Annotated in this window: 9 protein-coding genes and 1 rRNA gene; 8 read left to right on the top strand and 2 right to left on the bottom strand. The window is 69.9% G+C overall.

Annotated features, from left to right (window positions below; translation table 11 throughout):
- The first annotated feature begins 52 nt into the window (after positions 1-52).
- The 5 genes from ACWCSD_RS15620 to ACWCSD_RS15600 all read left to right on the top strand — a co-directional run bounded on the left by ACWCSD_RS15620 (position 53) and on the right by ACWCSD_RS15600 (position 7,300).
- Positions 53-613, top strand: coding sequence for a DUF1707 SHOCT-like domain-containing protein (locus ACWCSD_RS15620; RefSeq protein ID WP_397161691.1), 561 nt, complete (start codon positions 53-55; stop codon positions 611-613).
- 155 nt (positions 614-768) lie between these two features.
- A complete protein-coding gene (plsX, locus tag ACWCSD_RS15615) occupies positions 769-1,788 on the top strand; it encodes a phosphate acyltransferase PlsX (protein WP_449915514.1) in 1,020 nt (339 codons plus the stop codon).
- A 41-nt stretch (positions 1,789-1,829) separates the two neighbouring features.
- A complete protein-coding gene (locus tag ACWCSD_RS15610) occupies positions 1,830-4,121 on the top strand; it encodes an HAD-IC family P-type ATPase (RefSeq protein WP_449915512.1) in 2,292 nt (763 codons plus the stop codon).
- Positions 4,118-5,845 (top strand): arginine--tRNA ligase, encoded by a 1,728-nt coding sequence (gene argS / locus ACWCSD_RS15605; protein ID WP_352320836.1) that lies wholly within the window; start codon positions 4,118-4,120, stop codon positions 5,843-5,845. The genes ACWCSD_RS15610 and argS overlap by 4 nt, the downstream gene beginning before the upstream one ends.
- Positions 5,846-5,965: 120 nt before the next feature.
- Positions 5,966-7,300: a hypothetical protein gene (locus tag ACWCSD_RS15600; protein WP_449915509.1), complete on the top strand. Its 1,335-nt coding sequence runs from the start codon at positions 5,966-5,968 to the stop codon at positions 7,298-7,300.
- A 6-nt stretch (positions 7,301-7,306) separates the two neighbouring features.
- Here ACWCSD_RS15600 and ACWCSD_RS15595 read toward each other — a convergent pair whose 3' ends face one another.
- A complete protein-coding gene (locus ACWCSD_RS15595; RefSeq protein ID WP_352320833.1) occupies positions 7,307-7,690 on the bottom strand; it encodes a cell division protein SepF in 384 nt (127 codons plus the stop codon).
- 170 nt (positions 7,691-7,860) lie between these two features.
- On the opposite strand from ACWCSD_RS15595, the gene ACWCSD_RS15590 reads away from it, so the two are divergent.
- The 3 genes from ACWCSD_RS15590 (at position 7,861) to ACWCSD_RS15580 (ending at position 9,532) form a co-directional block, all read left to right on the top strand.
- Complete coding sequence (locus ACWCSD_RS15590) at positions 7,861-8,631, top strand: PhzF family phenazine biosynthesis protein (RefSeq protein WP_449915505.1); 771 nt, start codon at positions 7,861-7,863, stop codon at positions 8,629-8,631.
- 98 nt (positions 8,632-8,729) lie between these two features.
- Complete coding sequence (locus ACWCSD_RS15585) at positions 8,730-9,164, top strand: Hsp20/alpha crystallin family protein (RefSeq protein WP_352361771.1); 435 nt, start codon at positions 8,730-8,732, stop codon at positions 9,162-9,164.
- A 56-nt stretch (positions 9,165-9,220) separates the two neighbouring features.
- Positions 9,221-9,532: a MerR family transcriptional regulator gene (locus ACWCSD_RS15580; RefSeq protein ID WP_397161697.1), complete on the top strand. Its 312-nt coding sequence runs from the start codon at positions 9,221-9,223 to the stop codon at positions 9,530-9,532.
- A 1,816-nt stretch (positions 9,533-11,348) separates the two neighbouring features.
- On the opposite strand, the gene rrf is transcribed toward ACWCSD_RS15580, so the two are convergent.
- Positions 11,349-11,434, bottom strand: a 5S ribosomal RNA gene (gene rrf / locus ACWCSD_RS15575); the annotation flags it as partial.

The following is an 11,434-nucleotide window of genomic DNA, read 5'->3' as shown; positions in this document are numbered from 1 at the left end:
TTGCAGGTTTGACACTCGCGACATATCGCGATTCGACATACACTGATTCATCGTGACCGAGGATCTCGATCTGCGCGCCTCCGACGCCGACCGCGACCGCGTCGCGGCCCTGCTGGGCGACGCGCTCGCCACCGGAAGACTCACCAGCGTCGAGCACGCCGACCGTCTGGAGATCGCCTACACGGCGAAGACGATCGGCGAGCTCGTCCCCCTCACCCGGGACCTGCCCGCGGTGTCCGCCCCGTCCGCCCTGCCCGAGGCCATCGAGCACCAGGTGATCAGCTCGAAGTTCAGCAAGATCGTGCGCAAGGGGCGCTGGGTCGCCTCCCGGCGCACCAGGCTGTCGGCCCGCTTCGGCGCCCTCGTCATCGACCTGTCCGACGCCGTGCTCCCCGGCAGGGAGATCACCATCGAGACCGACGCGAAGTTCAGCAAGATGATCGTCCGGGTGCCGGAGAACGCCCACGTGATCGACGAGGGCAGCTCGATCTTCGGCAAGCGGAACGTCAGCGGCGGCTCGGCGGGCGACGGCCCGCTGATCCGGGTCACCGGCTCGTCGAAGTTCTCCAAGGTCGTCGTGACCCGCGGCCTCGACGACTGGAACCTCCACTGACGGGCCCCCGCGACTGGAAGCGCCGCGCCGGGGAAGCAGGGAGGTCCACCCGCCGGTCGACCTGACATCCGGCCTGCCTACGATGCGGACATACACGAGCCCGCGTACCGGCCCGGCCGGGCGACGGCGGGCTCGTCTGTCCCACGAGGTGACCATTGTCCGACAGCAGGCCCGTCGCGCTCGACGCCATGGGCGGCGACCACGCTCCCCACGAGATCGTGGCCGGCGCGGTCCACGCCGTACGGGAGCGCAAGCTGCCCATCGTGCTCGTCGGCTCACCCCGCATCCTGTACGAGGCCCTGGCCGACCACGACGCCACCAAAGAGGTCCCCATCGTCCGGGCGGAAGAGGCCCTGGCCATGGACGAAGGCGCCCTGGCCAGCCTGCGCCGCCCGCGCTCCAGCATCGCCGTCGCCTGCCACCTCGTCCGCCGCGGCGACGCCTCGGCCGTGGTGTCGGCCGGCTCGACCGCGGGCATCGTCGCCACCGGCAGGCTCCGGCTCAAGGCCCAGCAGGGCGTCCTGCGACCGGCCATCGCCGTGGCCCTCCCGACCCTCCCCACCCCCACCCTCCTGGTGGACGCCGGCGCCAACGCCGAGGTCAAACCGGAGATGCTGGTGCAGTTCGCCCACCTCGGCGCGGCCTACGCCGAGCTGGCCTACGACATCCCCGAGCCCCGGATCGGCCTGCTCACCATCGGCAGCGAGGCGGAGAAGGGCAACAAGCTCGTCAAACGCGCCCACGAACTGCTGCAGTCCTCCCCCGGCATCCGCTTCACCGGCAACGTCGAGGGCCACGACCTGCTCACCGGCAAGGTCGACGTCGTCACCACGGACGGCTTCACCGGCAACGTCGCCCTCAAGACCATGGAAGGCGCGGTCCGGTACGCCTTCGGCGAGCTGGCCGAGACCATCGGCGAGAGCAGGATCGCCAAGTTCGGCGCGCTCATGCAACGCGGCCGCCTGCGCGAGCTGCGCAGACGTCTCGACGCCGAGGCCCACGGCGGCGCCGTCCTGCTCGGGCTGAACGGGACGGTGGTGATCGCCCACGGCTCCTCCAGGGCGCCCGCGATCAGCGCCGCCTGCCAGGTCGCCGCCGACCTCTCCGCGGGCGGCATCGTCGCCAGGATCGGCGACCGGGTCGCCGCCACGCATCGCTCACACAGACTCTGGTGACGCCGTAGTGTGTGAGACCGATCCACAGGAACGGGGGAAATGTGGACGGCCTCACCTCAGCACAGGTGGCGGGGGCGAAGACCAACGAGGTGCCGCGGCGGTCGAGCAGATCGCTCAGCGCGATCATCAGGGCGAACGTGTTCACCCTGTTCAACCTGGTCATCGGCGTGCTCTGGGCGCTGATCCTGATCTTCGGCGAGTGGCAGGACGGCCTGTTCGGCCTGGTGATCGTGGCCAACGCGCTGATCGGCATCGTCCAGGAGCTGCGCGCCAAGCGCACCCTCGACAAGCTCGCCGTGATCAACGAGGCTCCGGTCCGCGTCCGCCGCGACGGCCGTGAGCAGGAGGTCGAGCCGCACCGGGTCGTCCTCGGCGACCTGGTCCTGCTCGGCTCCGGCGACCGCCTGCTGGTCGACGGCGAGGTCGTCGGCTCCGACGGCCTGGAGGTCGACGAGTCGCTGCTGACCGGCGAGGCCGACCCGGTGCACAAGAAGCCCGGCGACCAGGTGTTGTCGGGCAGCTTCGCGGTCGCCGGCGCCGGCGCGTACGTCGCCACCCGCGTCGGCACCGACGCCTACGCCGTGCGGCTGGCGGAGGAGGCCAGCAAGTTCCACCTCGCCCACTCCGAGCTGCGCGAGGGCGTGGCGAACTTCATCAAGTACATCACCTGGCTGGTCGTGCCGATCGGCGCCCTGCTGATCTACAGCCAGCTGCACAACTCCGCCGACTTCTCCACCGCCATCACCGGCGCGGTCGCCGGCATCGTCACCATGATCCCCGAGGGCCTGGTGCTGATGACCTCGATCGCGTTCGCCGTCGGCGTCATCCGCCTCGGCCGGCGCAAGTGCCTGGTCCAGGAGCTGCCCGCGATCGAGGGCCTGGCCAGGGTCGACGTGCTCTGCCTGGACAAGACCGGCACCCTCACCGCCGGCGGCATGGACCTCGACCAGGTGCTCCCGCTGCGCGACGGCCAGCCGGTCGAGCCCGCGCTGGCCGCCCTGGCCCACCTCGACGCCCGTCCCAACGCCACCGCACAGGCCATCAGGGCCCGCTACCCCGCCCCCGCCGACGGCTGGGCGGCGGCCTCGTCCGTGCCCTTCTCCTCGGCCCGCAAGTGGAGCGGCGCCGACTTCGGCGGGCACGGCGCCTGGCTGCTGGGCGCCCCCGACGTGCTGCTGCACGACGGCGACGGCTACGACAGGGCCGCCGAGCTGGCCGCCACCGGCACCCGCGTGCTCGTCCTGTGCCGCACGCCCGACCTGCGGGCCGCCCAGGACGGCGGGCCCGTCGAGCCCGTCGCGCTGGTCACCCTCAGGCAGCGGATCAGGCCCGACGCGCTCAAGACCCTCGGCTACTTCGCCCAGCAGGGCGTCACGGTCAAGGTGATCTCCGGCGACAACCCGGAGGCGGTCTCCGCCATCGCCATGAGCCTGAAGATCCCCGGCGGCGACCGTTCCATCGACGCCAGGACGCTCCCCCAGGACGACCCCGTCAAGCTCGGCGAGCTGCTCGACTCCCACACCGTGTTCGGCCGGGTCAGCCCGCAGCAGAAGCGGCAGTTCGTCGGCGCGCTGCAGGCCCGCGGGCACACCGTGGCCATGACCGGCGACGGCGTCAACGACGTCCTCGCGCTCAAGGACGCCGACCTCGGCATCGCCATGGGCGCGGGCAGCCCGGCCACCAAGGCGGTGGCCCAGGTGGTGCTGCTGGACGACAAGTTCGCCACGCTGCCGCACGTCGTCGGCGAGGGCCGCCGGGTGCTGGCCAACATCGAACGCGTCGCCAACCTCTTCCTCACCAAGACCTTCTACGCGATCGTGTTGTCGCTGGCCGTCGGCGTGGCCGGGGTGATGTTCCCGTTCGCGCCCCGCCACTCCACCCTCACCAACGCGCTGACCATCGGCATCCCGGCGTTCTTCCTGGCGCTCGCGCCCACGTTCGAACGGGCGCGGCCGGGGTTCGTCCGGCGGGTGCTGCGCTTCGCCGTGCCGGCGGGGGTGTTGTGCGCGATCGCGGTGCTGCTGTCGTTCTGGGCCGCGCACAGCGGCACCTCCACCCTGACCGAGGACCAGACCTCCGCGGTGATCACGCTCTTCCTCACCACGTGGTGGGTGCTCGTGCTGATCACCAGGCCGCTCAACTGGTGGCGGATCACGCTGCTGGCGTCCATGGCGGGGCTCTTCGCGCTCGCCCTGTCGCTGCCGCCCGTCCGGCGCTTCTTCGCCCTCGCCCCCGGCGACCTCAGCAACGACCTGACGGCCGTCGGCATCTCCCTGGTGGCCGCTGCGGCGATCAGCATCGCGGTCAAGGTCGCCGGTACCCTTAGAACATGACCGACCCGCAGATAGTGCTCACCGAGCGCGTCCAGCAGGCGCTGGCCAACGCGTTCGGCGCCGAGCACGCCGACGCAGACCCGCTGATCCGGCCCTCCCAGTTCGCCGACTTCCAGGCGAACGTCGCGATGAGCCTGGCCAAGCGCCTGCGACGGTCCCCGCGGGAGGTCGCCGAGGCGATCAAGGCCGAGCTGTCCGACTTCCCCGGCACGGTCGAGGTCAGCGGCCCCGGCTTCCTCAACATCACGCTCGCCGACTCCTGGATCGAGTCCCAGGCCGCGGGCATGCGCGACGACCAGCGCCTCGGCGTCGGCACCAGCACGCCCGCGCAGACCATCGTGATCGACTACTCCGCGCCCAACGCGGCCAAGGAGATGCACGTCGGCCACCTGCGCACCACCATCGTCGGCGACTCCCTCGCCCGCCTGCACGAACACCTCGGCAACAAGGTGATCAGGCAGAACCACCTCGGCGACTGGGGCACCCCGTTCGGCATGCTCATCGAGCACCTGCTCGACATCGGCGAGCCGGCCGCGGTCGCCCAGCTCGAAGCGGGCATGGGCACCGAGTTCTACCAGGCGGCGCGGGCCAAGTTCGACGCCGACGAGGGCTTCAAGCAGCGCGCCCGGGTCCGGGTCACCACCCTCCAGTCGGGCGACCCGGCCACCATGCGCCTGTGGCACGTCTTCATGGACGCCACCGTCCGCTACTTCAACAAGGTCTACTCCCTGCTCGGCGTCACGCTGACCGACGCCGACCTCGCCGGCGAGAGCATGTACAACCCCATGCTGGAGAAGACCTGCGCCGACCTTGAGGCGTCGGGCGTCGCCGTCCACAGCGAGGGCGCGCTCTGCCTGTTCCCGCCCGGCTTCACCGGCTCCGACGACAAGCCCCTGCCGCTCATCATCAGGAAGAGCGACGGCGGCTACGGCTACGCCTCCACCGACATGGCGGCGATCCGCTACCGCGTCCACGACCTGAAGGCCGACCGCATCCTCTACGTGGTGGGCGCCGACCAGGCGCTGCACTTCCGCATGGTGTTCGCCTCCGCGCAGATGGCCGGCTGGCTGCCCGACACCGTCTCGGCCGAACACGTCCAGATCGGCATGATGCTCGGCAAGGACGGCCGCCGCTTCAAGACCAGGTCGGGCGAGTCCATCAAGCTGATGGACCTGCTCCAGGAGGGCGTCGACCGGGCCTCGGCGGCCATCGCCGAACGCGGCTACGACGAGGCCACCCGCAACGAGATCGCCCTGGCCGTCGGCATGGGCGCGGTCAAGTACGCCGACCTGTCGGTCAGCCACGACAGCGAATACGTCTTCGACTACGACCGCATGCTGGGCTTCACCGGCAACACCGGCCCCTACATGCAGTACGCCACCGCCCGCATCCGGTCCATCTTCCGCAAGGCGGACATGGAGCCGGCGGCCGCCACGTCCCCGATCCTGCTGGCCGAGCCCGCCGAGCGCGCCCTGGCCCTGCACCTGCTCGGCTTCGGCACGCTCATCGAAGAGGTCACCGCCCGCTCCGAGCCCCACCGGCTGTGCAACTTCCTCTTCGAGACGTCGAGCCTGTTCAGCACGTTCTACGAGCAGTGCCCGGTGCTGCGGTCCGACGTCGAGCCCGAGACCCGCGCCTCGCGGCTGGCCCTGTGCGCGCTGACCCTGCGCGTGCTCGAAACCGGCCTCGACCTTCTGGGCGTCCCCGTCCCCGACCGTATGTAACAGGCAGTTGGCTCAAAGTCTCCCGTTCCGTCATGGGCGCGCCTCCACCGGGTTGGCGCGCCCTAACGGCTAGGCTTTACGCGGTCATGAACTGAGGCCGAAATGGGGGAGTTCTCTGCCTTGAGCACGGACCTGACTGCGAGCCCCCAAGCAGCGACGGAGTTGCAACGCTACGCCGAGGCGCTGCTGGCGCACCTCGCCGCCAATGGCACCGCTCCTCCCGCCGCTCCGGGCTTTCGCGACATACCCGGCCACTGGCTGCCCCCTGCCGTCGAAGCACTGGTCGCCATCCTCGCCGGCGACGACCCGCTCGAACCACTGAGCAGGGCCGCCGGCCGCGACCAGCAGCAGACCGCGCTCTTCCTGTGCCTGGCCCTGGCGGTGTCCGGGCAGGGCAGCCGCATCCACGCCTCCTGGCTCGGCACGGCCTTCGGCGAGCTGTCGCTCGACCGTCCCGTCACCCACGGCCAGCGCTCGCTCTGGCTGGCCGCCGCCCGCGGCGCCTACGGCCCGGCCGGCAAGATCTTCGTGCTGCGCAAGCTCGACGCGCTGGCCGTGCAGGAGCACGCCGACGTCGAGGAGTGGGTGCAGGCGCTGGTGCCCGGCGAGCCCGCGGTCGTCGTGCCGCCGTCGCTGGCCGACTTCCCGGAGATGGCCGAAATCCCCGAACTGGCCCGTCCGGCGGTCGCGGCCGCCCGCCTGGCCAGGCTGCGCGGCCGCTGCGCCGAGATCACCTCGGCCCGGCAGGCCGACCACGACTCCGCCGTGCCGCTCAGCAACAGCTCGGCCAGCCCGGCCGCGTCCTGGGCCGAGGACGAGCCGCTGGCGGTCCTGCGCGCCCAGATCGGGCAGGGCGGCCCGGCCGGCCCGATGGCCTCGCTGATCTCCCACCTGCTCGACGACCTGCGTCCCGGCGCCGACCCGCACCTGGCCGCCATCGCCCTGCACGTCGCCGCGCCCATCCTGCGCGGCCTGGCCGAGGAGCTCGAAGCCGACAGCCGGCTGACGCCGCCGGCCACGCTGACCGTCCCGCTGCTCGGCCACCGCATCCACCTGCGCCCCGAAGGCCCCGACGAGACCTCGATCGCCACGGCGGAGCACGCCATCCTCACCGAGGGCGTCGTGCCGCGCGGCCGGCCGTGGGCCGCGTTCGTGCTGATCGTGGCGGGTGTCGCGTGCCTGGCCGGAGCGGCGTTCAGCGCCTCGCTCCTGCTGGCCGCCGCCGGGGTGGCCATGCTCGGGCTGGGCGGCTGGCAGCTCTGGCAGCGCCACAAGACGATCGTCGCCGACGCCCGTTACGTGGCCGGCCAGGTCAACGAGCTGAAGGAGCTGGCCGAGGGCGCCGTCTGGGCCCTGCACGCCTACGCCAGAGAAGCGGACGCGCGCGCGAAACAGGCCGCTGACGATGCAGCCGAGCTCACCCGGCTGATTCGTCGCGGCCCGCGCGCTGCTTAGACCCGATCAGGTCGTCTCGATCTCCACGTGCGCCGGCGCGAGCAGGAACACGCGATCGGCGATGCGCTCGATCCGACCCTCGCAACCGAACGCGAGCCCGGCGGCGAAGTCGACCATCCTCGTCGCCTCGGGCATCGCCATGCCCGTGACGTCCATGATCACCGTCTGCCCGTCACGGAAGTGCTGACCGATCAACGGTGCGTCGTTGTACTTGAGCGGCTGGACCATGACGATTCGCGACGCGTCGACGTTCGCGCGCCACCGCCGGGCGGCCCGCTCCGTCGCCGGAACGTACTCGTCCTCGTAGTGCTCGTCGTCGTCATAGCCGTCGTCGTAGTGATCGACCCCGCTCAGGCCAAGGTAGTTCACCACCTTGCGCACTGCCCCCATCGGCTTGTCCTTTCCTCAGGAACTCACCGTAATCGGCACGTCCCTACACATTGGACGGTAACCGACGATTCCGCATTCGCCACGCGACACGCCCAGCCCTAATTCCATTTTGTACGGCTTGCAACCCGCTTGCATCTGGATATCCGTCCCCCCCGTATAGCATCGGCCACATGCGCCTGTTCACTGTAGACGCCTTCACCGACACAGCTTTCAAGGGTAATCCCGCAGGTGTCTGCCTGCTGGACTCTCCGGTTACTGATGGGTGGATGCAGAGCGTAGCCGCCGAGATGAACCTCTCCGAGACCGCCTTCCTGCTCGGCGATTCCCTGCGGTGGTTCACCCCTGTGGTCGAGGTCACTCTCTGCGGTCATGCCACGCTGGCGACCGCTCACGTTCTGTATTCGACCGGCGCCGCGAGCGGCCCCGTCGAATTCCGCACGGCCGGCGGAACGCTAACGGTGAATCGCGTCGCCGGAGACCTCATCACGATGGATTTCCCGGCCAAGGAGGTGACGCCCGTCACGGTTCCCCACGGCCTGGAGAAAGCGCTCGGAGCCACCCCGGTACGGGTCGGGAAAAGCGACCTGGACCTGCTGGTCGAGGTCGATTCAGAGGAGACGGTACGCGCCCTGCGCCCCGACATCCCGGCCCTGTCGGCAGTGGAGGCGCGCGGCGTCATCGTCACCGCCCGCGGCACCGGCACTGATTTCGTCTCACGATTCTTCGCTCCCCAAGTGGGCGTCGCCGAGGATCCGGTGACGGGTTCGGCCCACTGCGCCCTGTCGCCGTACTGGTCCGCGCGGCTCGGCCGCACGGCTCTGACCGGTGCGCAGCTCTCCGCCAGAGGCGGCCTGGTCCACACCCGCCTCGACGGCGACCGCGTCCACCTCGCCGGCCATGCCGTGACCATCCTCACCGGCACACTCCTCACGCCCGGGTAAAAACTTCCTTACCCTCCTTGCTTCCCTCCACTCGGCTGTCTAACCTACAAATCGAGTTGGAGGTTAGCTACCACGACAGAAGCAGGAGGTTCGGAACCATGCTGCTGACTTCGATCGACCCGTTCTTCCAGGAGTTCGAGCGCCAGTTCAACCGGCTGGCCCGCCAGACCTTCGACAACGGCGGCGCCGCCACGATGCCGATGGACGGCCTGCGCCGCGACGACGACGTCGTCCTGCGCTTCGACCTGCCCGGCATCGACCCGGACTCCATCGAGGTGACCGTCGACCGGGGCGTCCTCACCGTCAGCGCCCGTCGCGAGGAAGAGATCGCCGAGAACGAACGGCTGTTCGTCCGCGAGCGCCCGATGGGCACGTTCACCAGGCGCGTCTACCTGTCGGAGCACCTCGACAGCGACCGCATCGACGCCGGCTACGCCAACGGCGTGCTCACCGTGCGCATCCCGGTCCTCGAACGCGCCAAACCGCGCAAGGTGGAGATCCGGCGCAACGACACGAAGGCCATCCGGGCCTGACCCGGCGCCGGGGGCGGGGCATCCCGGCCCCGCCCCCGAACCCCGAGGAGGCCACGATGCCCGCGCTGCCCTTCGACGACGAACACGCCCCGCTCTACTCTCTGGGCCAGGTCGCCGAGATGCTCCAGGTCCGCCAGGCCTACCTCCGCCGCCTGGACGAACACGACGTCATCAGCCCGAGCCGCTCGTCCGGCGGCCAACGCCGCTACTCCCGCAGCGACATCCTGATCGTCCAGCACGTGACCGACCTCGCCGACCAGGGCATGACCCTGATCGCCATCCGCCGCATCCTGGAACTCGAACGCGAACTCGCCGACGTCCGCCGGCAACTCAAAGAAGCCCGCACTCGCCTCGGCGAGCCCACTTAGCATGCGGTGCCCCTGAGCGAGGTGCGCTTCCCCTCCTCTCCCGCCACAAGGCCAGCGGACCCCCTGGGCGATACCGACGACGAGCACCAGCCTTCTAGAGCTTGCCCAGACCGCCAGCGCCGAGCTGCCCGCCCTCCACCATCCCCACCGCCTGCCGCACCACCGCAGGTAATCGCGCCCCCGATCCCCCCGGCCACCAGCTACCGGCTACCGGCTACCGACCGGCTGCCGGCTGCCGGCTGCCGGCTCAATCGTCGCCCCCCGACCCCCGCCACCAGGCCGTCCCAGGCACACACGCCGCCCCGACCTGTCGGACATAGGATGCGCCCTTGCCGCACCACCGCCCGACCCCGACAGGACTCGCCCGCCATGAACCCCCACCACGAACACCTGCGCACCCGGTTCCGAAGCGCTCAACTCCAACCCCCGCCCCCACCCTGGCGCCCCCTGCCGCCAGTAGCGGTCGGAGGCTTGACCGGCGTTGGCTTCGCCGTACACCCCGAACCGGGCGAGGACCTCATCCTCGTGACCTCTCACCAGGGACGCGGCGTCCTCAACTGCGTCACCGGCCGGGCGCACAGCACGCGACCCCGACCCAGAACCAGCCTGGCCGGACGACTACGCCCTCACCTGCCAAGGCATAGGACCTCTGACAGGAACCCCCATCAAGATCTCCGGCCTCTTGGGCGGCGGACTGCACACCACCACCACGAATGGATGGTCCGTCGATGTCGTCACCCCCGACTGGCCCATCGAAAGCGTCCTGCTGTCCAGTGGCGGTGACCCCTACCGCGACGAACCCGGATCAACCTGGTGGCACATCCACCGCGAAGAGGGCTGCGAGCTCCGCACAGCCGGCTTCTCCCCCACGGGCCGCACCCTGGCCATCGCCTCCAGCTGCACACTAACCCTCTTCGCCCACCCCTGACCTCCAGCCAACTGCCATGGCCTCAGAACGGCCAATCTGCCGAGCCTCACCAAGCTCGCGCTGACACCCAGCCCAGATCCTCTGCCAACACAAGCCCGGCTCCTGGAGTGCACAGCTACGCCACCAGTCCGGACAGTTGAGTGGGGACATCCGACAGGCCGGCAACAGCACTGATGGGCATGGCCGACAGGGACAAAGTCCCAGGCATGAGCAGGACTTCGCTGACAGCACCTCGTTCCGGTCATCGCGAAGTCCCGGTCACCGCCGAAGGCAGGTCTGCTTCTATGGCGCGGCTGCCAGGAGCCGCGCGTAGGGGGGAAACTGGTTGCGGGACGAGGCTCCGCGGCGAGACCGGCCCGGAACGGGATGTGGGTTCCAGACCGGGACGACCGGCCAGGATTCGCAATGGGGTGGCTGGAAGTTCCCCGAATGCAGCGTGTGGGCCGGGACGCTCAATCACGGTGATCTGCCCGCGGTTCTTGACCGAGTCCAGAGCATCGCCTGGCGATGCCCAACCGCCGTCCAGGTCTTCTTGATGGACCAGGAGGAGTCGTTCTTTCGGGTGTGGATGCTGCGGAACGGCATGCTGAAGCAGCATGCACCCACGCGCCCTGGCGAGGAGGATGAGGGCTTCTTCACTGGCGATTCCAGGTGATTCCGCCCATTTATGTCGAAGCTGACACGGGCTCGTTCGCACCGAAAGCGCCATCTGCGCCTTGCAACAGCGCACCTCCAAGCGGCCCAGGGGTCCGGGGGCCCAGTGGGCCCGCCACGGCCGGCCCCTGTACCAGCACCGCCCCCAGCACCGCCACCACACCCGGAATGGAAGAAACACCCCCGGAAATGCAGAAAAGGCCCCGACCGAAGTCGGAGCCTTTTCCAAAGATTGTCCGGCGGTGACCTACTCTCCCACACCCTCCCGAGTGCAGTACCATCGGCGCAGAGAAGCTTAACTTCCGGGTTCGGAATGTAAC

It is taken from the genome of Nonomuraea sp. NPDC001684, from assembly GCF_053596515.1.
Note: the sequence above shows the minus strand (reverse complement) of the source record. Positions and strands in the feature narration are given on the sequence as shown.

Excerpts from the sequence above, each read along its gene's own strand:
- argS (WP_352320836.1), top strand. The coding sequence starts at position 4,118 with ATGACCGACCCGCAGATAGTGCTCACCGAGCGCGTCCAGCAGGCGCTG.
- ACWCSD_RS15595 (WP_352320833.1), bottom strand. The coding sequence starts at position 7,690 with ATGGGGGCAGTGCGCAAGGTGGTGAACTACCTTGGCCTGAGCGGGGTC.
- ACWCSD_RS15590 (WP_449915505.1), top strand. The coding sequence starts at position 7,861 with ATGCGCCTGTTCACTGTAGACGCCTTCACCGACACAGCTTTCAAGGGT.
- ACWCSD_RS15585 (WP_352361771.1), top strand. The coding sequence starts at position 8,730 with ATGCTGCTGACTTCGATCGACCCGTTCTTCCAGGAGTTCGAGCGCCAG.
- ACWCSD_RS15580 (WP_397161697.1), top strand. The coding sequence starts at position 9,221 with ATGCCCGCGCTGCCCTTCGACGACGAACACGCCCCGCTCTACTCTCTG.